At 54.0% G+C, this 20,418-nt stretch carries 24 protein-coding genes; 5 read left to right on the plus strand and 19 right to left on the minus strand.

Going from position 1 to position 20,418, the window contains the following annotated elements; all coding sequences use genetic code 11:
- Positions 1-53: 53 nt before the first annotated feature.
- From AC6HVW_RS07995 to AC6HVW_RS08030, 8 genes are all read right to left on the minus strand, one after another.
- Positions 54-245: a hypothetical protein gene (locus AC6HVW_RS07995; protein WP_021805206.1), complete on the minus strand. Its 192-nt coding sequence runs from the start codon at positions 243-245 to the stop codon at positions 54-56.
- Positions 229-768 carry a hypothetical protein gene (locus AC6HVW_RS08000; RefSeq protein ID WP_037375109.1) on the minus strand — a complete coding sequence of 180 codons (540 nt, stop codon included), beginning with the start codon at positions 766-768 and terminating at the stop codon, positions 229-231. The genes AC6HVW_RS07995 and AC6HVW_RS08000 overlap by 17 nt, the downstream gene beginning before the upstream one ends.
- 160 nt (positions 769-928) lie before the next feature.
- Positions 929-1,012, minus strand: a complete 84-nt coding sequence (locus AC6HVW_RS08005) for a small membrane protein YohP (protein ID WP_023654377.1) — start codon at positions 1,010-1,012, stop codon at positions 929-931.
- A 109-nt stretch (positions 1,013-1,121) separates the two neighbouring features.
- Positions 1,122-1,670 carry a GNAT family N-acetyltransferase gene (locus AC6HVW_RS08010; protein WP_071683206.1) on the minus strand — a complete coding sequence of 183 codons (549 nt, stop codon included), beginning with the start codon at positions 1,668-1,670 and terminating at the stop codon, positions 1,122-1,124.
- A 287-nt stretch (positions 1,671-1,957) separates the two neighbouring features.
- Positions 1,958-2,770, minus strand: a complete 813-nt coding sequence (locus AC6HVW_RS08015) for a MetQ/NlpA family lipoprotein (RefSeq protein WP_021180425.1) — start codon at positions 2,768-2,770, stop codon at positions 1,958-1,960.
- 118 nt (positions 2,771-2,888) lie between these two features.
- Positions 2,889-3,722, minus strand: a complete 834-nt coding sequence (locus AC6HVW_RS08020; protein ID WP_071683207.1) for a DUF1460 domain-containing protein — start codon at positions 3,720-3,722, stop codon at positions 2,889-2,891.
- Positions 3,723-3,801: 79 nt separating this feature from the next.
- Complete coding sequence (locus tag AC6HVW_RS08025) at positions 3,802-4,344, minus strand: GNAT family N-acetyltransferase (RefSeq protein WP_418354685.1); 543 nt, start codon at positions 4,342-4,344, stop codon at positions 3,802-3,804.
- Positions 4,345-4,812: an acyltransferase gene (locus AC6HVW_RS08030; protein ID WP_037375107.1), complete on the minus strand. Its 468-nt coding sequence runs from the start codon at positions 4,810-4,812 to the stop codon at positions 4,345-4,347. It abuts the gene before it with no gap.
- A gap of 207 nt (positions 4,813-5,019) precedes the next feature.
- Here AC6HVW_RS08030 and AC6HVW_RS08035 point away from each other — a divergent pair, with 207 nt between their 5' ends.
- A complete protein-coding gene (locus AC6HVW_RS08035; RefSeq protein WP_071683208.1) occupies positions 5,020-5,610 on the plus strand; it encodes a Yip1 family protein in 591 nt (196 codons plus the stop codon).
- Positions 5,611-5,667: 57 nt separating this feature from the next.
- On the opposite strand, the gene AC6HVW_RS08040 is transcribed toward AC6HVW_RS08035, so the two are convergent.
- The 5 genes from AC6HVW_RS08040 to AC6HVW_RS08060 all read right to left on the minus strand — a co-directional run bounded on the left by AC6HVW_RS08040 (position 5,668) and on the right by AC6HVW_RS08060 (position 10,280).
- Positions 5,668-7,041 carry an NAD-dependent succinate-semialdehyde dehydrogenase gene (locus AC6HVW_RS08040; RefSeq protein WP_071683209.1) on the minus strand — a complete coding sequence of 458 codons (1,374 nt, stop codon included), beginning with the start codon at positions 7,039-7,041 and terminating at the stop codon, positions 5,668-5,670.
- Positions 7,042-7,102: 61 nt separating this feature from the next.
- Positions 7,103-7,624, minus strand: coding sequence for a hypothetical protein (locus AC6HVW_RS08045; protein WP_497569377.1), 522 nt, complete (start codon positions 7,622-7,624; stop codon positions 7,103-7,105).
- The gene (gene dld / locus AC6HVW_RS08050; RefSeq protein WP_497569326.1) at positions 7,545-9,242 is read right to left on the minus strand and encodes a D-lactate dehydrogenase; all 1,698 of its coding nucleotides are present in this window, start codon (positions 9,240-9,242) and stop codon (positions 7,545-7,547) included. Before dld ends, AC6HVW_RS08045 begins: the two co-directional genes overlap by 80 nt.
- 43 nt (positions 9,243-9,285) lie before the next feature.
- Positions 9,286-10,080: a type I methionyl aminopeptidase gene (map, locus tag AC6HVW_RS08055; protein WP_021180434.1), complete on the minus strand. Its 795-nt coding sequence runs from the start codon at positions 10,078-10,080 to the stop codon at positions 9,286-9,288.
- Positions 10,077-10,280 carry a ParD-like family protein gene (locus tag AC6HVW_RS08060; protein WP_021180435.1) on the minus strand — a complete coding sequence of 68 codons (204 nt, stop codon included), beginning with the start codon at positions 10,278-10,280 and terminating at the stop codon, positions 10,077-10,079. The genes map and AC6HVW_RS08060 overlap by 4 nt, the downstream gene beginning before the upstream one ends.
- Before the next feature lie 171 nt (positions 10,281-10,451).
- Between AC6HVW_RS08060 and ddlA the strand changes: the two genes are divergently transcribed.
- Positions 10,452-11,558 carry a D-alanine--D-alanine ligase gene (gene ddlA / locus AC6HVW_RS08065; RefSeq protein ID WP_071683212.1) on the plus strand — a complete coding sequence of 369 codons (1,107 nt, stop codon included), beginning with the start codon at positions 10,452-10,454 and terminating at the stop codon, positions 11,556-11,558.
- A 51-nt stretch (positions 11,559-11,609) separates the two neighbouring features.
- On the opposite strand, the gene AC6HVW_RS08070 is transcribed toward ddlA, so the two are convergent.
- Positions 11,610-12,392 (minus strand): ABC transporter substrate-binding protein, encoded by a 783-nt coding sequence (locus AC6HVW_RS08070; RefSeq protein WP_071683213.1) that lies wholly within the window; start codon positions 12,390-12,392, stop codon positions 11,610-11,612.
- Positions 12,393-12,425: 33 nt separating this feature from the next.
- Positions 12,426-13,580 carry a pyridoxal phosphate-dependent aminotransferase gene (locus AC6HVW_RS08075; protein WP_179249671.1) on the minus strand — a complete coding sequence of 385 codons (1,155 nt, stop codon included), beginning with the start codon at positions 13,578-13,580 and terminating at the stop codon, positions 12,426-12,428.
- A 140-nt stretch (positions 13,581-13,720) separates the two neighbouring features.
- Here AC6HVW_RS08075 and AC6HVW_RS08080 point away from each other — a divergent pair, with 140 nt between their 5' ends.
- The 3 genes from AC6HVW_RS08080 to AC6HVW_RS08090 all read left to right on the plus strand — a co-directional run bounded on the left by AC6HVW_RS08080 (position 13,721) and on the right by AC6HVW_RS08090 (position 18,224).
- Positions 13,721-14,647, plus strand: coding sequence for a LysR substrate-binding domain-containing protein (locus AC6HVW_RS08080; RefSeq protein ID WP_071683290.1), 927 nt, complete (start codon positions 13,721-13,723; stop codon positions 14,645-14,647).
- 96 nt (positions 14,648-14,743) lie between these two features.
- A complete protein-coding gene (bglX, locus tag AC6HVW_RS08085; protein WP_186486086.1) occupies positions 14,744-17,041 on the plus strand; it encodes a beta-glucosidase BglX in 2,298 nt (765 codons plus the stop codon).
- A 259-nt stretch (positions 17,042-17,300) separates the two neighbouring features.
- Positions 17,301-18,224: a DUF7916 family protein gene (locus tag AC6HVW_RS08090; protein WP_081367095.1), complete on the plus strand. Its 924-nt coding sequence runs from the start codon at positions 17,301-17,303 to the stop codon at positions 18,222-18,224.
- Positions 18,225-18,456: 232 nt separating this feature from the next.
- On the opposite strand, the gene AC6HVW_RS08095 is transcribed toward AC6HVW_RS08090, so the two are convergent.
- The 4 genes from AC6HVW_RS08095 to AC6HVW_RS08110 all read right to left on the minus strand — a co-directional run bounded on the left by AC6HVW_RS08095 (position 18,457) and on the right by AC6HVW_RS08110 (position 20,234).
- Complete coding sequence (locus AC6HVW_RS08095) at positions 18,457-18,762, minus strand: hypothetical protein (protein WP_021180442.1); 306 nt, start codon at positions 18,760-18,762, stop codon at positions 18,457-18,459.
- The gene (locus tag AC6HVW_RS08100; protein WP_071683217.1) at positions 18,759-19,394 is read right to left on the minus strand and encodes a division plane positioning ATPase MipZ; all 636 of its coding nucleotides are present in this window, start codon (positions 19,392-19,394) and stop codon (positions 18,759-18,761) included. Before AC6HVW_RS08100 ends, AC6HVW_RS08095 begins: the two co-directional genes overlap by 4 nt.
- A gap of 336 nt (positions 19,395-19,730) precedes the next feature.
- Positions 19,731-20,072: an HNH nuclease YajD gene (yajD, locus tag AC6HVW_RS08105; protein ID WP_021180444.1), complete on the minus strand. Its 342-nt coding sequence runs from the start codon at positions 20,070-20,072 to the stop codon at positions 19,731-19,733.
- A 39-nt stretch (positions 20,073-20,111) separates the two neighbouring features.
- Positions 20,112-20,234 carry a hypothetical protein gene (locus tag AC6HVW_RS08110; RefSeq protein ID WP_256221184.1) on the minus strand — a complete coding sequence of 41 codons (123 nt, stop codon included), beginning with the start codon at positions 20,232-20,234 and terminating at the stop codon, positions 20,112-20,114.
- Positions 20,235-20,418 lie beyond the last annotated feature (184 nt).

A 20,418-nucleotide genomic window follows, 5' to 3' on the forward strand; every position in this document is an offset into this window, starting at 1 on the left:
TTGGGCTTTTTTAACGTTGGCGCTGTCGGCAACACGGCGTTTTGCCTGTGGGCTTAACCTTCGTGGTGAAGTTGCGGATGGTGGGGCTCAGGGAAGTTTTTCCCTTTGGCGATTTTCCCATCACGCAACTCAAACTCCCCGGTCAGTAATTTCTGGTTCACAACCTGGGTAGCAGCCATCTGCATCATTAGGCGCTGACGGGCCAATATTTTGTTACCAACAGGTTTTTCAGCAAGTAATGACATAACCCCTCCCATCTGCACACAATCCGTTATAAGCGTGCCAACCAGCTGGCAATCGACAGAGTCTGGTATCACTTTGGGTTCTTTGCGGGTTCCGTAACCCTAGCAGGCTATTATAGATGATGACCAGATCAACTTTGCGTTCACTGTGAACATCAGGCGCCGCATAGAACAAATATCCACCAGGTTTGCAAACACTATAATGAAGTCTCACCAGCTTGGCAACGTTGAACAAGACCCTGGATCCGTTTTCACCCGGCAACGGCACGTGTCTAAATTGGCCGTATTCTTCAGGTACGCTTAGAGCGTCGAAAAAGATTTCTACCATGCCATTGGGCGGAAAAGGTATGTCAGGCATGTTGATAGCGTAGCCTTTGGCTCGAGCCTCTGTCGCTGTGGCTATTTTGTTGAACACAACAAGGAATAGCTTGCCTCCAACTTCAAAGGTACCAGTGACGTAGGGCTTTCCGTAGTCTCGGTTGATTTCCAAAGGATACGGAAGAGTTAGGTGATGAATTGAGGCCATCCTGTGCTCTCTTTAACGTAGCAATGAAGGCATTCAACACGATTTTTAGCGGATTTTGACAATAATATAAGAGAGTTGGGAAGCGGCTCGAAAAGAATCTGAGCTCATTGATATGCTTACATCACTGCAGAGCGATGCAGGGCGCATTGATGCGGGAGAACTAGAAGATCAGTTTGAACACACCGGTAATGGTCAGTAGGCCAACAATAAAGATAATCGCAATAATCCACAGAAAAATTTTCATCCGTCTCTCCCGACTGTTTATGTTTAGTGAATGCGTGAATGCACGCTGAGATCGCTAAGCCACGACAAGATTAACTATAGATGAAAATCAGCAGCTTGCCCGGAAAGGCCTAAGGCAGCGTATGGCTGCCGCCATTCAGTGGCCGCTGCATAATATGAGTATCCAGCCAACCGCCAAATTTAAACCCGACGCCGCTTAGAGTGCCGATGCTGGTGAAGCCCAGCTTGCGGTGCAGGGCAAGGGAGCCAGCATTGCCAGCAGCATCGCCAATCGTTGCCAGCATCTGCCGCCACGGGCCTTGTTCACAGCGGGCAATCAATGCGCCGAGTAACGCCTTGCCAATACCTTGCCCTTGCAGGCCTTCGGCGACATAGACCGAATTCTCGATGGTATAACGATAAGCGGGTCGCGGCCGATACGGCGTGGCATAGCAATAGCCCACGACGCGGTCTTCCATCTTCGCCACCAGCCATGGCAACCCCGCAGCCAAGACGTTTTGGCGGCGCTGTTGCATCTCATCCAGCATCGGAGGCGTTTCTTCAAACGAGGCGGGCCCGTAAAGCACGTGATGGGCATATATCTGTTGAATGGCGGCCATATCCTCAGTACCGGCATCGAAGACGCTTAGCGTTGCCCGCGGTGGGGGTGCAAGTGACATAGAGCTCCCTTTTATGATGATAAATCAGAGTACCAAGGCATTATGCTCCGCGCCTGGCGACAAGATAAATTGGCTTTTTGTCTGGTGGGGATAAGAAAAAATGATGGCATTTTCATGCTGACAAATGTGTTAGGTGAAGAAAGGTATGCCATTGCGTTAGGTGTTAACCCCTCATCCTAGCTGGCGAGCCAGCCTGACGTTACGTGAGGGTCAAGCAGGGAGGTGGGGAGTTTTTGTGACGCGTTGCAGGCACCAACAACCAGCACCTGCAACAGATCGCGGGGGAGTTACCAGCCTTTGACGGCACCGCCGTTGAAGATCTTCTCTGCCGCTTTGGCGACTTCATCGGACTCGTAGGCTTTCACGAAGTTTTGTACGTTCTGTGCATCTTTATTATCTTCGCGCGCCACCACGATATTGGTGTACGGCGAATCTTTATCCTCGATAAAAATCCCGTCTTTGGTCGGCGTCAGGCCAATCTGGTTGATGTAGGTGGTGCTGATCACCGCTACCGCGACTTTCGGATCGTCCAATACCTGGGGCAGCTGTGCACCTTCCAGCTCCATAATCTGGTAGTTGTGCGGGTTGGCACTGATATCCAGCGAGGTTGGCAGCAGGCCTTTGCCTTGCTTAAGCTCGATCAGCCCAACCTTTTGCAGCAGCAACAGCGCACGGCCCAGGTTGGTGGGATCGTTCGGGATGGCAATTACTGCACCGTCCTGCAACTCTGACAGTGATTTGATCTTTTTCGAATAGCCAGCCATTGGGAACACAAAGGTATTGCCTACCACCACCAGTTTGTAGCCGTGATCTTTATTTTGCTGTTCCAGGAAGGGGCGGTGCTGGAATACGTTGGCATCCAGTTCCCCTTTGTCGGTGGCATCATTGGGCAGCAACGAACCGCTAAAGCCAATCAGCTCCACGTCCAGGCCATATTTCTCTTTGGCCACCCGTTTGGCGACCTCTGCCACGTCCTGCTCAGCACCGTTAATGACGCCAACCTTGATATGGTTTTGATCGGCCTTCTGATCGCACCCTTGTAATAACAACGTTGCTGCTAATGCTGCGGCCAAAGCGGTGCAGCGCCAAACAATTGCCATGAGTGACTCCCTGTAAAAACAATAAGATCGGTCAGTGTTGTGCCAACAGCTAAACCTATGGCCGTAGCCAAGTCAAATCCTGGTTAAGCACAATTTCTTATAGCTCATAACGTGGCGATCAGCGTGGCCGTAACACCACGATGCCCGGCGTATTCAGCACATAGCTGGCAAACGCCGAGTCCATCACTTTGTAGTTTTCCGGGCGTGAGGATGCATGGCGCAGCACCGGCCCATTTTGGGTCATGATAAAGAAGCCGGTATGGGTAACGTCCAGCCCAGGTAGCCTGGTATAGATGCCGATATAGTCGCCGGGCTGTAATTGCTTTATCACCTGCTCATCAATAAACTCGCTGGGGATATAGGTGACGCTGCGTTCGGTGACCGCGATGCCAGGCAGATAGAGCTCGCCATCCGCTTTGCGGTTGAGCTGTTTGACCACGGTGACGGCATGCGGGCTGAGCTGTGCGGTGACGTCGTCGGCAAGTATCTTGCGGGTGTGCGCCCAATCGGTGAAGAAATGCTTGCGCTGCGGGAAACTGACGTCCCCATTGATATAGCGCGTCTGAATCACATTTTCGACGAATTCGTTTTCGCTGGTGGCGGTTCTGAGCGCCTGCACGTAATCCAGATAGGTAAAGCAATCTACCCCACGGAAATCGATCACCAATTGTTCCGCAGTGGTGGCGGAACCGATCAGCCGGTTGGCTACGTAAGGGGTTTCCAGGAAAGTCTGCGAGAGCAGTTCAATAGCCCGCCCTTTATCGATTTCCGGTACCGCCGCATGCAGAGCCAGCGCTGCTTGCAGTTTGTTTACTGTGTAATCGTCCATTACTATCGCCATTGTCAGAGGTTTCACCTGTTGCGGTAGTGATTCTACCGGGATTTTGACCGGTTGTTTACCGCTGCAACCCATCAGCGTCGTACTCAATATTATCAGGGCCAAGCCACGCATCCCTCTCTCCCAAGCGATCATTGCTTTGGCCAGTATGGCGTGCGCAAGATAAACCTAACGTCACCCAAAAAGGGGTAAATCAATAGCCCACTTCATTATTGAACGGCAGATACCAGAACAGCGCGATCTCATGATCGGCAATGTCCGGTTGCCCACGATAGAGTAAATGATCGATGCCACCCAGCACAAAACCATAGCGTTGATAGCAGCGGCAGGCGGTCAGATTATTGTTTTGCGTTTCCAGCATCAGCCCGGCGGTGTCCTGCTCCCGTGCCCAATGACGTGCGGCATGCAATAGCGCCGTGGCTACGCCTTGGCGGCGAGCTTGGCGGCTAACGGCAATCTCCTCGATCAGCGTATAGTCGTTCCAGTTTTTGCTGAGTGTGATATGCCCCACCGCTTCCCCCTGGTAACGAGCGAGGAAGGTTTCCCCATCGTCATTGAGGAACGGGGCCAGCGGGTAGACTTTATTGAAAGGAGCCACTGGCTGGGTCGGCCACAGCTCGACTGGCTTATCAAAACAGGGCTGGGCGTAACAGGAGACGGCAAAGGAAAAATCACCGTATTCCAGGTAACCGAAGGGGAGTTCGCTGATAATTTCGATGCCGATCGCCTGATGCAATTATTCCAGCTCCCTTAGCAGCCTGGCGGGGTTGCCCGCATAAATACCTTTGCGGGTGATGTTTTTGCTGACTACTGCACCAGCACCAATCACCACGTCATCGCAGATTTCCACGGCCAGTATGGTGGCGCCAGAACCCACAGAAACTCGGTTGCCGAGCTGCGTGTGCCCCCAGCTTGCCGGGTCGGCATTTGGGGTGCCCCCTTTGAACAGATCGTTGGCAAACATCACGCCGTGGCCAATAAAGCAATCTTCGCCCAAGGTCACGTATTCACAGATAAAGCTATGCGACTGGATCTTGCTGCGCGCGCCCACGCAAACGTTCTTCTGGATCTCGACAAACGGGCCGACAAACACGTCGTCCCCCAACTGGCAGCCATACAGGTTGCTGGGTTCTATCACCATCACGTTCTGTCCGGCCTGGACGTTATTAATCCCGCTTTGGCGGGTGCGGATCTTGGTTGTCATGGTCTCCCTCCATCAAATAACGCAACATATTGATTATAGTGCAGAGTAACCCACAGGCCGCTGACAGCGTACGTTTTTTCAGCCAAAGACTATAATTGATGCAGGGCAGAGAGCCTGATAGCCGCAACCCTTGCGCGGTGTCTGAACCGCCAGTGGTGTGTTTTCCGTTCGCCGATCGCGGTTGGCGGCGAAGTGAGGAGGTGTCTCATGGTCAATCATGTCTGGGGTCTACTGACCCATCCCAACGTCGAGTTGAAACAGATCAAAAGCGAGAATGAATCCGTCTCGCACCTGTATACCCACCACGTGCTGCTAATGGCGTTGATACCGGTGGTCAGCGCATTTATCGGTACCACTCAGCTAGGCTGGCTCTCTGGTCAAGGGCAGGCAATCCGCCTGGATATGTTCACCGCTTTCTACACCGCCGTCGCGTTTTATCTGTTGATGCTGGCTGGCGTGGCGATCATGGGCAAGGTGATCCACTGGATGGCGCGGCGTTATGAGTCACGGCCAAGCCTGCATCTGTGTATGGTCTTTGCGGGCTATGTTGCTACTCCGATGTTCCTCAGCGGATTAGTGGCGCTGTACCCGGTGGTTTGGCTGTGTCTGTTCGTAGGGGTTATTGGCCTGGCTTATTCGGGCTATCTGCTGTATCTCGGCATTCCGCATTTCCTGAATATCGATCGCAAAGAGGGGTTTATCTTCTCCAGCTCGACGTTGGCTATGGGCATCCTGTTGCTTGAACTGCTACTTGGGCTGACAGTACTGCTGTGGGGGTATGGTTCCTGGTTATTCTGAAGTTAGTGTGATTGTTGCCCCTCATACCCTGCGGTATGGGGGGCTTTTCTTAATAGGCTAGCTGTTGCTTACCACCACCAGCTTCTGGTTCACAAACTCCTTAATCCCCAGATCTGACAGCTCGCGGCCAAAGCCGGAACGTTTCACTCCGCCAAACGGCAGCTCAGGCGCGGTATCGGTCAAGGAGTTGATATACACCATGCCGGTTTCAATGCGTGAGGCCAGCTTTTTGGCTCGTTCAATATCCGTGCTGAAGATGGCCCCGCCAAGCCCGTAGTGGGAGTCGTTGGCCAGTTTCACTATCTCCTCGTCATCGCTCACCACATAGACCTGCGCCACCGGGCCGAAGAACTCGGTGAAATAGGCCGGGTTATCGCGGCTGATATGCGTGAGAATGGTAGGTTCAAAGAAGTTACCTTCGTGCTGTAACGCCTTGCCGCCCATGTGCAGTTTGGCCCCTTGTTTCACCGCCTCATTGACCTGCTCGGTTAACCCTTCCAGAGCCGACTTGGAAGATAGCGGCCCTAAGGTGGTGGTTTCATCCAGTGGATCGCCCATTTTCACATTCTTGAAATGCTCCGTGAGCTGTTGCAGGAACGCTTTCGCCACTTTCTCCTGCACGATAAAACGTTTGGCGGCGGTGCAGACCTGCCCGGCATTGTTCAGTCGCGCCTGGGCGCCGACTTTAACGGCCTTCTCGAGATCGCAATCGTCGAGCACGACAAAAACGTCGTTACCTCCCAGTTCCAGCGTGGCCTTTTTCAGCTTCTTGGCCGTCTGAGCTGCCACGATGCTGCCCGCTTTTTCCGAACCGGTCAGTGCCACGCCCTGCACCCGATCGTCGGCGATGATGTTGGCCACCTGCGCCTGGGAAATATACAGGTTGGTATAAGCGCCTTTGGGCGCCCCGGCCTCATGCACCAGCTTTTCGAACGCTTCGGCGCAGTGTGGCACTATGCTGGCATGTTTGACCAATACCGGGTTACCGGCCGCCAGGTTAGGGGCGAACACACGCATCAGTTGGTAAAAAGGGAAGTTCCAAGGTTCGACAGCCATCAACACCCCGATAGGATGATGCTCGACCCAGGCCTCACCCAGGCTGGACTCATAGCTTACCGGGGCCAGGAATTTTTGCGCATTATTGGCGTAGTAACGGGCAATCTGGCCACACAGTTTTACTTCGCCACGGCTTTGCTCGATCAGCTTACCCATCTCAACGCTGGCAATGTTCGCCAGTTCCTCCACCCGGCTCTCCATCAGATCGGCCAGCTTATGCAACACGGGTAGGCGCTGGATGATTTCACCCTTGGCCCAGTCGGAATGATACAGCGCATCGGCCTGGGCCAGCGCCAGCTCCACCTGATCGTCGTTATGCGGGGTATATTCTTTAATTAGCTGATTATTAAAGGGGTTTACTGTCTGGTATGGCATGAAGTGCTCCTTTCGTCGCTCATGTTGACGCCTGACAGACGCCTTATTCGGAACATTAAGTCTAGACGACAGGGCAGAAGAACAGGGGCATAAAGAGCGATAACGCGCCAGCGCCCCGCATGCAGAGGTTTAATACGAGTGTGCTGAGATGATCCTTTGCTTCCAAAAGGGCAGGATCTACCAGCTCCCTCTCCCTGTCAGTGCCCCGCATGCAGAGGCTTAATACGAATGTGCTGAGATGATCCTTTGCTCCCAAAAGGGCTGGATCCACCAGCTCCCTCTTCCTGTCAGTGCCCCGCATGCAGAGGCTTAATACGAATGTGCTGAGATGACCCTTTGCTCCCAAAAGGGCAGGCTCTACCAGCTCCCTCTCCCTGTCAGTGCCCCGCATGCAGAGGCTAAATACGAATGTGCTGAGATGATCCTTTACTCCCAAAAGGGCAGGCTCTACCAGCCCCCTCTCCCTGTGGGAGAGGGGTGGGGTGAGGGGATAGAATAAAATGTTACTGAATGTTGTTACCCCAGTTTTTTTGCTTACTGGTTTTGCCAATACCGGGATTAAAACTGTTGGTGGGATCGGCATCCTGATAGAACGCCTGCAAATCCGGCTTGGCATGATACAGATGGCCGACGTTGTGCTCGGCCGGATACTCCGCACCACGCTGATTGAGGATCGCCAACATCTGTTCTTTCAGCGCATGGCTGTCCGCGCCTTTTTTCACCACGTAATCCTGGTGGAACACGTGGCACATAAAGTGGCCGTAATACAGTTTGTGCACCAGTTGGTTGTCGATCTCTGGCGGCAGGGTTTCGAACCACTCGGTATCGTTGCGACGCAGGGCGATATCCAGCGCCAGAATGTCCTCGACCTGATCGGCATGCACCGCGTGATAGCGCACGGCGGCACCGGCTGCGGCAAAGCGGTGCAGGAACGCTTTCTTACCTTCTTCAGGCGTGCAGACGAAAAAGTCACCGTTGGCCTGGGCAAAATAGCTTTGCAGATAATGCTGGGCTTCCTCCACGCCTGGGCCTGCCATTTTCAGCAGCAGATGGTGTTCAAAGCGTTGGCGATACTCTTTCATGCGCGGCGGCAGATGGTTAGGGGCCAGCTTGCTCAGCTTCTGCATCAGGTTATCGGTGAGGTTGTGCGGTATCAGTGGCAGTTTGTTCAGTGTGGCATCCACCCGGCCTTTCAGGGTGAAGAAACGCGGCATTTGATCGGTGCCCAGCTTGTCGATCATCATAAAGGTGTCTTTGCCATACACCTCGGCGATATCGAAAATATCGCGGTGCATATATTCCCCGGCTACCGGCAGATTTTCAAACTGGCTCAGCATATGGCGGCGCAGCTCGGTCAATACCGCGGTGTCGTTGGTGCCGATATAGAACACCTGTTCCTTGTCTTCTTTGGCAAAGGTGTCCAGACGCACTGCAAACACCGCCAGCTTCCCGGCACAGCCGGAAGCCTCGAACAGGCGGCGTTTATCGGCATTAAAGCGGGAAGGGGTATCGGCATCCACATCGCGCACCCGGCTGGCGTATTCGTTATCCGAAGCGCGCAGTTCGCCATGTTCAACATCCGTTGGCCGGTAATCGCCCTTTTCCAACCGCGTAAGGATCTCTTCCGGAGTATCGCCCAGGTTAATCCCCAGATGATTGACCAACCGTAACTGGCCATCGGCATCCAGCTTGGCGTACAGCGCCATTTCGGTATAGGCTGGGCCGCGCTTGACCAGCGCCCCACCGGAGTTGTTACATATTCCCCCGATCACCGAAGCGCCAATACAGGAAGAACCGATCACCGAGTGCGGTTCACGGCCATAAGGTTTCAGTAACCTCTCCAGCTTATTGAGCGTGCTGCCAGGGAAGCCGACCACCTGCTTGCCGTTATCCAACACCTGAATATGATCGAGCCGCAGGGTGCTGACAATGACAATATCACGGTCATAATCCTGGCCGCTGGGGGTAGAGCCTTCGGTCAAGCCGGTGTTGGCCGCCTGCATAATGACAATCTTATCGGCGGCAACGCAGGCTTGCAGGATCTGCCACAGTTGCAGCAGACGGGTGGGGAACACTACGGCCAATGCCTTGCCACCGCCGGAGCGGAAACCTTTGCGATAACGTTCGGTGCTACGCTCGCCGGTCAGCACTTGCGCGTTGCCAACGATACTCTTCAACTGAGTGATAAATGCCTGCGTCATGCCCATCTCCATGTCCCCGCCGGGTTGCAACGGGGTTTAATGTTTAATAGCGTTCCTGATATCCCGCCTCACGTTCTTCTGCACGCAACGTCAGGATCTCCACGCCGTCAGCGGTCACAGCCACGGTGTGCTCCCATTGGGCGGAAAGTTTTTTATCACGGGTGACCACGGTCCAGCCATCTTTCTTCTGTTTGATGCGGTGGTCGCCCTGGTTAATCATCGGTTCGATGGTAAACACCATCCCTTCCTGCAACACCGTGCCGGTGCCGGGCAGGCCGAAGTGTAGCACCGCTGGGCCTTCGTGCATTTCACGGCCAATGCCATGCCCACAATATTCCCGTACTACGCTATAACCCGCCTGTTCTGCATGTTGCTGTATGGCGTGGCCGATGTCACCCAGCGTAGCACCGGGTTTCACAGCCCGAATACCTTGCCACATTGACTCGTAGACATTGTTGACCAGGCGCTTGGCGAGCGGGGTGGTTTGACCGATGCAATACATCTTGCTGGAATCGGCAATAAAACCATTATTTTCCAAAGTGATATCGACATTGACGATCATCCCCGAGCGCAGAATTTTGCTGGCCGACGGGATACCGTGGCAGATCACCTCGTCGATCGAGGTATTAAGCACGTAGGGGAAATCATACTGGCCCTTGCTGGCAGGGCGTGATTTCAGCTCATTGACGATAAAGGCTTCGGTACGGTCATTGATCTCCATGGTGGTGATGCCTTCGCGGATCACCTCATCGAGCATGGCAAACACCTTGGCCAGCAGCGCGCCGGAGTGGCGCATGATGGCAATCTCCTGCGGCGTTTTAATCACAATATCTTTCACCCAACAATCTCCTTCAGCGTCAGCGCATTATCTTTCATCATTTTCTTTACCAGTTGCGGATAGGTTAGCTCTGGGTTCAGCTCTGCCAGCATGCCGATCCTGATCCAGTGTTCTGCCTGTGCGTTGATAGAACGCGACATGGCCAGGCTGGCGAGCCTGAGATCGTCATGTAGCGTCTCCGAGATTTTTACAATCCCCATAGCCGACTCCGTAAGTGAACAATATACGGAGTGTATACGTTTTGGATGCTGTGGGTTTGGCATTCTGTGGCGCAGGCATTTTAGGCCCAATGGTCATTGCCGGGGTCGCACAATGCGTTTATTGTGATCGTCGGCTTTGTTGCCATGACTTTTTTAAGAAGGATTTAAGGCGTGACTAAACTACGTGTTGGGGTGATCTTTGGGGGCAAATCGGCGGAGCATGAGGTTTCGCTGCAGTCGGCAAAAAATATTCTGGATGCCATCGACAAAGAGAAGTTTGACGTCACGCTGTTGGGCATTGATAAGCAGGGGCAATGGCACCTTAACGATGCCTCCAACTTCCTGCTGAATGCGGAAAACCCGGCGTTGATCGCGCTGAACCACTCGAATAAAAACGTGGCGCTGGTCCCTGGGTATGAGAAACAGCAACTGATTGAAGCCGACGGCGCCGGTGCTTTGGGGCAGCTTGATGTGGTGTTCCCGATCGTCCACGGCACCTTGGGGGAGGATGGTTCACTGCAAGGGCTGCTGCGCATGGCGAATATGCCGTTCGTGGGGGCGGGTGTGCTGGGCTCCGCCGTCAGCATGGACAAAGACGTCACCAAACGTCTGCTGCGGGATGCCGGGCTGTCAGTAGCGCCGTTCGTCACGCTGACGCGTTCCAACCGCAACAAGTACAGCTTTGCTCAATTAAGTGAGAGCCTGGGGTTACCGCTGTTTGTTAAACCGGCGAACCAGGGCTCCTCCGTTGGTGTCAGCAAGGTGCATGACCAGGCTGAGTTCGAACAGGCCATCGCCTTGGCATTTAGCTTCGACCATAAAGTGCTGGTGGAGTCGGCTATTGTTGGCCGTGAGATCGAATGTGCGGTATTGGGCAACGACAATCCGCAGGCAAGCTGCTGTGGCGAAATCGTCCTGAGCGATGAATTCTACTCTTACGACACTAAATACATTAATGAGCAAGGCGCGCAGGTGGTGGTACCGGCGGCGATCGATCAGGACGTCAGCGATAAAATCCGCGAGGTGGCATTGCAAGCCTTCAAGGCGCTGGATTGCCTGGGTATGGCGCGCGTCGACGTGTTCCTGACGCCGGACAATAACGTGATTATCAACGAAATTAATACGTTGCCCGGTTTCACCAATATCAGCATGTATCCAAAACTGTGGGGAGCCAGCGGGGTGAGCTATAGCCAACTGATCACCATGTTGATTGAACTGGCGCTGGAGCGGCATCAGCAGGATCGCGGGCTGAACAGTTCGGTGTTTGACAGCAAGTAAATGGCGTTTTCCTGGCACTCTCCGAGTTGAAGAGTGCCAGAAGACAACGGTTTACTTCACCGTGACATCGATATCGCCAAAGTACTTCTTGGAGAGTTCGCCAATGGTGCCTTGCTGCTTCACCTTGGCAATGGCCTCGTTGAGCTTTTTCAGCGTCGCGGTGTCGTCTTTACGCAGGCCGAAGGCGATCCCTTCGCCCAGGATTTTATCGTCCTGTACCGCATCGCCAACAAACGCGAAGCCTTTACCATCTGGATGCGCCAGGAAACCGCTCTGCCCGGCAGGGGCCATGATCAAGGTGGCATCCAGGCGGCCAGCGGTCAGATCCAGATAGACCTGGTTTTGATCCTGATAAGATACGACATCAACCCCTTCCGGTGCCCAGTGTGCCTTGGCATAGTTTTCCTGAATGGAACCCTGCAACACGCCGACGTGCTTACCCGCCAGCGATTTGGCATCGGGTTGCAGGCCGCTGTCGGCCTTGGCAATCAGGCGGTTTGGCACCTGGTAGATCGAATCGGTAAACGCAATCGCCTGCCTGCGCTGCTCGGTGACGTTCATCGCCGAGTTAATCACGTCAAATTTGCGGGCCTGCAACGCCGGGATCAGGCTGTCGAACGAAGTTTCTACCCAACTGCATTTGACCTGTGCGGCGGCGCACACGGCGTTACCCAGATCGATATCAAACCCTTCCAACTGGCCGCTGGCGGATTTGGACTCGAAAGGCGGATACAGGGCTTCAAGCCCAAAACGCAGGCTATTCTCTGCCGCTAGTGTGGAACCGGCTGCCAGTAAACATCCCGCCGCGATCAGCGTTTTCAGTGCTTTTTTCATTGTTGTTGCTTCCCCATGGTAAAAATCAATGGATCACACCTGACACAGACGGCGAGCGCCTTCCAGCAGGGTGTCATTATCTTTCGAGAAACTAAGCCGGATAATGCCGGTATCGGTGCCGTCGCTGTAGAACGCCGACAGCGGGATGGTGGCCACCTTGGCTTCGCGGATCAAACGGACCGCAAAGTCGTTGTCGCTTTCATGACTGAAACCGCTAAAGCGGGCCAACATAAAGAAGCTGCCACGGCTGGGCAGTAACTCAAAGCGTGATTTTTGCAACGCGGCTGCCAGCAGATCGCGCTTTTGCTGGTAGAACTCCGCCAACCCCAGGTAGCTCTGTGGATTATTCAGGGCGGCGGCAAAGGCGTATTGCATCGGGGTATCGGCAGAGAACACCATAAATTGGTGCACCTTGCGGATTTCGTCCATCAGCGCTGCCGGTGCCATGCAGTAACCGACGCGCCAACCGGTGACGTGATAGGTCTTGCCAAAGGAAGATACGATCACGCTGCGCTCTGCCAGAGCAGGATGGCAGGCCATGCTGTGGTGAATGCCACCATCAAACACCACGTGCTCATACACTTCATCGGAAAGAATGACGATATCGGTATTGCGGGTCAGGGCGGTCAAGCGCTCGATATCGTGTTCATCGAATACGCTGCCGGTAGGGTTGTGCGGGCTGTTGACGATGATCATCCGCGTTTTGCTGTTGATTGCCGCCGCCACCTCATTCCAGTCGATGGTTAAATCTTGCAGCGAAAGCTTGATGGCAACCGGGGTTGCCCCTTGCAGACGCACAATCGGGGCGTAGCTGTCGAAGGCGGGTTCGAAATAGATCACCTCATCGCCGGGATGGACCAGCGCGCTGATGGCGGAGTACAACCCTTCGCTGGCGCTGGCGATCACCGTAATTTCGTCGTCGGCGTCATAGCGGGCACCATACAGACGCTCAACTTTTTCTGCCAGTGCATGACGCAGTGCCGCTACGCCGCTCATCGGGGCGTACTGGTTATGACCTGCACGCATGGCTTGGGCAACGCCCTCAACCAGTTGCACATCACAGGCAAAATTGGGGGCACCCTGCGACAGATTCAGGGCTTGATGTTCGGCGCTCAGTTGGCCAATCACGGTGAAAATGGTAGTGCCAACGTCCGGCAGTTTCGAACGTTGCGAGCAGGCGCTGTGCATGGGGGGCTCCTGGCAAAAGAATCGAGTGTCGAATGATTAAGCATCAGTTAGGATGGGCTAACAAGAGAAAATTCGTCATGCTTGCCATGCAGCCAGATCATGGCTGATATTGAAAATAAATGCAGGTATCGGGATTTATTATGCAAACATCGCTGCCGTCGCTCGACGTGCTGAAAACCTTTGTGGTGGTCGCTGAGCGTCTCAATTTCACCCATGCCGCCCAGACGCTGCACCTGACGCAGGGCGCGGTTAGCCGCCAGATCCTGGGTTTGGAACAGCAACTGGGTTATCCGCTGTTTAGCCGCCGCGCGCGTGGGTTAACGCTGACGCCACAGGGCGCGCTGCTGTTGGCACCGGTACAACTGGCGTTAGAGCAATTGGCGCAAGCGCTGGACAAGGCCGGGGAGCAGCCGGGTACGCTACGCGTCAAATGCCCAACCTGTGCGATGCGCTGGGTATTGCCGCGCATTATTCGCCTGCAGAATGAACGGCCAGAGATGCATATCGAACTGACTGCGTCGGTATCGCACGGGCTGGATTTTGGCAGCGAGCATTTTGATGCGGCGGTGGTGTTTGGCAAACCTCAGGGCAAACGGCTGGTGGTGCACCACCTGTTTGATGAGATCCTGACGCCGGTCTGCACGCCGAACTATCTGCCTGGCCTGGATCGGCCACCAGAACCTGCCGATCTGGCGGAGACAACCTTGCTGCATCCTACGCGCGATCGCCGTGATTGGTTGCTATGGTTGAAAGCGGCGGGGCAGACGGCGTTGCCCTCTGCCAAGTCACAGCATTTTGATACGCTCGATCTGGCGATGAGCGCCGCATTACAGTGCTGTGGTATCGCCATTGGCGATTTGTGCCTGCTAGAGGAGGATATTCAGGCCAATCGCATTATTACGCCGTTCCCGATCAGCGTGGTCAGCGGTGCCGCCTATTATCTGGTTTACCCCGAACATGCGGTGGTGCCTGCGGCCTTAACCCGGCTGGTGGAGTGGCTGGGGGCAGAGGCGCAAGCCAGCCGGAGCAGGCTGCATCATCTGCTAACAACAACGCAGACGAATTGATTCTGCAAACAAAAAGAGTATGGCAAACTGCGTGCTCACATCTATTAATGCCTCCTGGCCGACATTGCCGGCGGGGACGTGCCTGAGAATCAAACTATGAAATGGCTTTGTGTGGTGAGTATGTTGTCCGGCCTGGCTATCAGCCCGGTTTTTGCGCAGGAAAGCAGTGTGACCCAAGGGATCTATGCTCAGGAGCGTGATGCCTTTGTCTCCAACCTGATGAAGCAGATGACGCTGGAAGAGAAAATCGGCCAGCTGCGTTTGATCAGCGTTGGGCCAGATAACCCGAAAGAGGCCATTCGTGAAGGCATCAGCAAAGGCCAGATCGGGGCGATCTTCAACACCGTGACCCGGCCAGATATCCGCGTCATGCAGGATCAGGCCATGCAGCTCAGCCGCCTGAAGATCCCGCTGTTTTTTGCCTATGATGTGGTACATGGCCAGCGTACCGTATTCCCGATCAGCCTGGGGCTGGCGGCGAGTTTTGATCTGGAGGCTATCGCCCTGAGCGGACGTGTTTCAGCGCAGGAAGCCAGCGATGACGGCCTGAACATGACCTTCTCGCCGATGGTGGATATTACCCGCGATCCGCGTTGGGGCCGAGTCTCCGAAGGGTTCGGTGAGGATACCTGGCTGGTATCGAAGATTGCCAAAGTGATGGTGGATGCCTACCAGAATGGCGATCCGTCCAAGCCGGGTTCGGTGATGGCCAGCGTGAAGCACTTTGCCCTGTATGGTGCAGTTGAAGGTGGCCGTGACTATAACACCGTCGATATGAGCCCGTTGCGTATGCATCAGGATTACCTGCCGCCGTATAAGGCGGCGGTAGATGCTGGCAGCGGTGGCGTGATGGTTTCGTTGAACTCAATCAACGGCGTACCGGCGACGGCCAACCCATGGTTGCTGAAAGATCTCCTGCGCGACCAGTGGGGCTTTAAAGGCATCACCATTAGCGATCACGGCGCGATTAAAGAGTTGATTAAGCATGGCGTGGCCGCGGACGCGCGCGACGCGGTGCGCTTGGCGATCACCTCCGGCGTCGACATGAGCATGAGCGACGAGTATTACGACCAATACTTGCCGGGGTTGGTGAAGGAGGGTTTGGTTTCTGAAAGTGAGATCGACCGAGCCTGCCGCGACGTGCTGAACACCAAATATGATATGGGCCTGTTTAAAGATCCGTATAACCACCTTGGCCCGGTTGGTTCCGACCCGCAGGATACCAATGCCGAAAGCCGTCTGCACCGTGCGGAAGCCCGTGTGATTGCCCGTAAAACGATGGTGCTGCTGAAAAATGACAAGCAGACGCTGCCATTGCAAAAGCAGGGTACCATTGCGCTGATCGGGCCGATGGCCGACAGCCAGCGCGATATTATGGGGAGTTGGTCAGCCGCAGGCGTGGTGAAGCAGTCGATCACCGTGCGTGAAGGGTTGCAGAATGCGGTGGGCGATAAGGCCAGCATCCTGTACGCCAAAGGGGCCAATATTACTCAGGACAAGAGCATTATTGATTATCTGAACGAGTATGAACCTGCGGTGGCCTTTGACACGCGTCCGCCACAACAGATGATTGATGAAGCGGTGAAGATCGCCAAACAGGCCGACGTGGTGGTGGCGGTAGTGGGTGAGGCGCAGGGGATGGCTCATGAAGCCTCCAGCCGGGCGGATATCACCATTCCACAAAGCCAGCGTGACCTGATCGCGGCGCTGAAAGCCACGGGTAAACCGCTGGTTCTGGTGCTGATGAATGGCCGTCCGTTGGCATTGAGCTGGGAAAGTGAACAGGCAGATGCGATGCTGGAAACCTGGTACAGCGGCACCGAAGGCGGTAACGCCATCGCCGACGTGCTGTTTGGTGACTACAACCCTTCCGGCAAGCTGCCAATGACCTTCCCGCGTTCGGTGGGGCAGATCCCGATTTACTACAACCACCTCAACACTGGCCGACCGTTCGGCAAGGAAAACCCAGGCAAGTACACCTCACGCTACTTCGACTCGCCAAATGGTCCGCTGTATCCGTTCGGTTTTGGCCTGAGCTATAGCCAGTTTGAACTGTCTGACTTCAAGCTTTCCAGCCCGGAAATGGCGCGCGATGGCAAAATTACCGCCAGCGTGATGCTGAAAAATACCGGTAAATATAACGGTGCCACCGTGGTGCAACTGTATGTGCAGGATGTAACCGCCTCGGTCAGCCGCCCGATCAAGGAGCTGCGTAACTTCAAGAAGGTGACGTTGCGTGCCGGGCAGGAACAGCGGGTGGAATTACCGATTACCGAGGACGATTTGAAGTTTTATAACGCCAGCCTGAAATGGGGCGCGGAGCCGGGTAAATTCAACGTGTTTGTTGGCCTGGACTCGGACAACCTGCAACAGCAGAGCTTTATCCTGAAATAAGTTTGTGAGCGTTTACTTTTGTTACTGGCCCCTCACCCCAACCCTCTCCCACAGGGAGAGGGAGCAGGTATGGAACCGTTGTCAGGTGCCGGAGTCAATTTTTGGCACTTTAAATCTAGAGCGAAGATCAAATACTAGAGTTACGTTGTGGCACGTTAAATCCCCTCTCCTGGGGGAGAGGGTTAGGGTGAGGGGGTCTTTACCAGCTCAAAGATCTGCTCTCCCTTTTCTATGAGTACCCATCATCGGAGATCCCATCATGAAAAGATATCTGGACTGTAGCGCCAGCGATCTGGCCAACATCAGCAAAGACGATCTGATCTACGCCATCCGTGCCAGCGAAGGGCGCATTCTGGTCAGTGAGACCATCGCGGTCACTCAGCCGCTGCTCAATAACGTTACCAATGCCGAGCTGGCTGCCAGCCAGGGGGCCGACATCCTGCTGCTGAACCTGTTTGATGTCAATCAGCCGCACATTGCCGGGCTGCCTGGTGATGTGCCGCCTGAGAATGCCATACGCGAACTGCAACGGCTGACCGGGCGCGTCATCGGGGTCAATCTGGAAGCCGTCGACCCGGCGTTTGCCACCACGCATAATGAGTTCTGGCAGATGACGGCGGGGCGCGCGGCCACGGCGGAAAACGCCCGAAAGTTGTATGAGCTTGGCGCTCGCATGGTGGTTTTGACCGGTAACCCGAATAACGGCGTCAGCAACCAGGCCATCGCAGAGGCGCTGAAGCACATTCGTGACGAAGTGGGCGATAAGCTGGTGCTGGTGACCGGCAAAATGCACGGTGCCGGGATTGTGCGTGAAAGCGGCAGTCAGTTGATCACTGAACAAGATATCGCACTGTTTGTAGAAAACGGAGCTGATATCGTACTGCTGCCAGCACCGGGCACCATCCCTGGAATGTCGCAGGAAAAGGTCGCCTCGCTGATTACGTTTACTCAGCAACAGGGCGCGCTGGCGATGACCGCCATCGGCACATCTCAGGAGGGGGCCGATGTGCAAACCATTCGCCAGATTGCTCTGATGAGCAAAATGGCAGGGGCCGATCTGCATCATATCGGTGATACCGGCTATCTTGGCTTGGCGTTGCCGGAGAATATCTTTGCCTACAGCGTGGCGATCCGCGGCGTACGCCACACCTATACCCGCATTGCCCGCTCCGTTAACCGCTAATGTTTCAGGGCCGTATTCAATCTGCGGCCCGTTAAGTCCCACTCACTGTAGCCCTTTCCCGCAAGGGGTAACTCGGCAGGTTAGTTTATTACTGACAGATTAATTTTAGTAATATCAATGGGGTTTAGTTAATAACTTATTAACTTAATAAGCTATCAAATTACCTGGTTGTTAATTTATCGTCTGCGCCACCAGCTTATTGGTTTAATAAGCTGGTAGGTTATTAAGTTATTCAGATCTTCTTTAGCAAGGCCAGCAACTGCGCCTCGCTCTTGTCGGCCAAAGTGTCGATGGCCAACTTGATCACATCAGAACGGGTGATGCGTACGATGCCGTTACGCGCCGCATGACCGATCACTTCGTCGATCATCTCCACGTGGTTATCCGTCAGGCTGACGGACAGTGCTTTATAAATGCGCTTACGGCCCTGGGGCTTTTCGGCAACGGCTGGAGGGGCGGGAACAATCAACGTATGTGAAGTGGCGCTGTTGATAAATTCATCTTCCGACATGCGGTGGGTTGGCGTACGTTTTTTCACAGGATCACCTCTGTTACCAGGCTTTCGATTTCGTGCTGCGCTTTTTCATTGTGCGCTTCATGCACGGTTAGCGCTTCGCCCCAGGCATCGCGATAAATTTTGCGATCGCACAGACGGTTGCTCACCAACTTCAGTTCCGGGTATTCGCTTAGCACTTCGGCTGCTTCGTTGGCTTCATTAATGAAGATATTGGTTGGGCACAGGTTGAGCACAATGTGGCCTTTTACCTTTTCATTGTATTCCTGGGCGGTGGAGAACATCTCGGATAGGTAGCCGATGGTATCCAGGTCCATCTGCGAAGGGCGCAACGGGGAGATAAACAGATCGGCGGCCAGCAGCCCGGAGCGTAATTCTGCGCTGTCGCGGCCAGCGGTATCGACAATCACATAATCGTAGTGACGGTTCAGTTCCAGCAGGGTTTCTTTAATCTTGCCTGAGGCTGCCACCACCGGGATCTGCGGAAGCCCTTCAACATTCTGACGGTCGTTGAACCAGGTCATGATGGATTTCTGGTCGTCGGCATCGACGATAATAGCCGTTTTCTTCTGTTTCAGGATCAGATATCCGGCGATGTTTACCGCCATGGTCGATTTGCCGACGCCGCCTTTCTGCGAACCAATCAAAACAATCATGCTGCCATCTCTCAAGTTGCCAAGCGGATAATTTATTAAGTAGCTAACTTAATAAGTTAATGCGCTTGTTAGGTTGGTAGTTAAATGAGTTAACAAGTGCGTGTGACGACAATATGCCCCATTGGCCGTGGCTTGCCAAGTAGTGAAAGTCCTAACTTGTGGGTTTATTTGCTTGGCAACTTACTAACTTAGTGATTTTTTAGCTGAAAAAAAGGGCTAACATAGGCGTTGAATTTAACTAAGTTAATAGCTTAACAGGTTGGTGTTTTGTGAAGTCATTAAGGTAGGGATGTGGCGGAACCGCATGCATGCTGCGGCCCCGCTTGGGGAATAACGCTACTTTTTCATCATGTTTTTCAGATTGGCGAAGGGGTTATGTGTGGCTAACCCTACGTCTTTCTGCGCATCTTCACCTGCCACCACTGTGGAGCCATATTGATCGGCCTCGGTGTACTTTGAGTGTTCATGATCGTGGCAGTACAGGCACAGCATTTCCCAGTTGCTACCGTCTTCCGGGTTATTGCTGTGGTCATGATCGATGTGATGCACCGTCAGTTCACGCAGGTTGGAGTAAACAAATTCGCGTGAACAGCGCCCGCAGACCCACGGGAAGATTTTCAGTGCTTTTTCGCGGTAACCGGTTTCCAGTCTCGCGTAGTTTTTTGGAATGTATGCCATGTGGGCACCTACAGGATCAGAATGATATTGCGCTCAATATTACCACAAACCGCATGCAGACAGGCTAGTGGAATCGTTCACCGCCCAGTCGATAAAGACCCGCAGTTTGGCACTGAGATAGCGGTGGGTAAATGACACGTCAAAATAAATGAACCAGGGCATGGAGCACAGGCCTGATTGCCAGTCAGACACATCATGGCCAAATCTGTCACAAGGCTTCTCATCGGCAAGAACTAAAAATGAAAAGGTGTTTCACAAATATAAAACAATGTTTCATTTTTCGTGATTAAGATCTCGAATCAATCATGTGCCAGCAGTAAAAAAAAATCCTGCATGGTATCACTGT

The organism is Serratia sp. NCCP-200 (assembly GCF_059697885.1).

Coding starts and splice junctions, on each gene's coding strand:
- dld (WP_497569326.1), bottom strand. CDS start 9,242: ATGACGCAGGCATTTATCACTCAGTTGAAGAGTATCGTTGGCAACGCG.
- AC6HVW_RS08015 (WP_021180425.1), bottom strand. CDS start 2,770: ATGGCAATTGTTTGGCGCTGCACCGCTTTGGCCGCAGCATTAGCAGCA.
- AC6HVW_RS08060 (WP_021180435.1), bottom strand. CDS start 10,280: ATGGGGATTGTAAAAATCTCGGAGACGCTACATGACGATCTCAGGCTC.
- AC6HVW_RS08070 (WP_071683213.1), bottom strand. CDS start 12,392: ATGAAAAAAGCACTGAAAACGCTGATCGCGGCGGGATGTTTACTGGCA.
- AC6HVW_RS08005 (WP_023654377.1), bottom strand. CDS start 1,012: ATGAAAATTTTTCTGTGGATTATTGCGATTATCTTTATTGTTGGCCTA.
- AC6HVW_RS07995 (WP_021805206.1), bottom strand. CDS start 245: ATGTCATTACTTGCTGAAAAACCTGTTGGTAACAAAATATTGGCCCGT.
- AC6HVW_RS08000 (WP_037375109.1), bottom strand. CDS start 768: ATGGCCTCAATTCATCACCTAACTCTTCCGTATCCTTTGGAAATCAAC.
- AC6HVW_RS08080 (WP_071683290.1), top strand. CDS start 13,721: ATGCAAACATCGCTGCCGTCGCTCGACGTGCTGAAAACCTTTGTGGTG.
- AC6HVW_RS08075 (WP_179249671.1), bottom strand. CDS start 13,580: ATGCACAGCGCCTGCTCGCAACGTTCGAAACTGCCGGACGTTGGCACT.
- AC6HVW_RS08035 (WP_071683208.1), top strand. CDS start 5,020: ATGGTCAATCATGTCTGGGGTCTACTGACCCATCCCAACGTCGAGTTG.
- yajD (WP_021180444.1), bottom strand. CDS start 20,072: ATGGCATACATTCCAAAAAACTACGCGAGACTGGAAACCGGTTACCGC.
- AC6HVW_RS08090 (WP_081367095.1), top strand. CDS start 17,301: ATGAAAAGATATCTGGACTGTAGCGCCAGCGATCTGGCCAACATCAGC.
- AC6HVW_RS08020 (WP_071683207.1), bottom strand. CDS start 3,722: ATGCGTGGCTTGGCCCTGATAATATTGAGTACGACGCTGATGGGTTGC.
- AC6HVW_RS08110 (WP_256221184.1), bottom strand. CDS start 20,234: ATGCCCTGGTTCATTTATTTTGACGTGTCATTTACCCACCGCTATCTC.
- AC6HVW_RS08100 (WP_071683217.1), bottom strand. CDS start 19,394: ATGATTGTTTTGATTGGTTCGCAGAAAGGCGGCGTCGGCAAATCGACC.
- AC6HVW_RS08040 (WP_071683209.1), bottom strand. CDS start 7,041: ATGCCATACCAGACAGTAAACCCCTTTAATAATCAGCTAATTAAAGAA.
- AC6HVW_RS08045 (WP_497569377.1), bottom strand. CDS start 7,624: ATGCCGATCCCACCAACAGTTTTAATCCCGGTATTGGCAAAACCAGTA.
- AC6HVW_RS08030 (WP_037375107.1), bottom strand. CDS start 4,812: ATGACAACCAAGATCCGCACCCGCCAAAGCGGGATTAATAACGTCCAG.
- bglX (WP_186486086.1), top strand. CDS start 14,744: ATGAAATGGCTTTGTGTGGTGAGTATGTTGTCCGGCCTGGCTATCAGC.
- AC6HVW_RS08010 (WP_071683206.1), bottom strand. CDS start 1,670: ATGTCACTTGCACCCCCACCGCGGGCAACGCTAAGCGTCTTCGATGCC.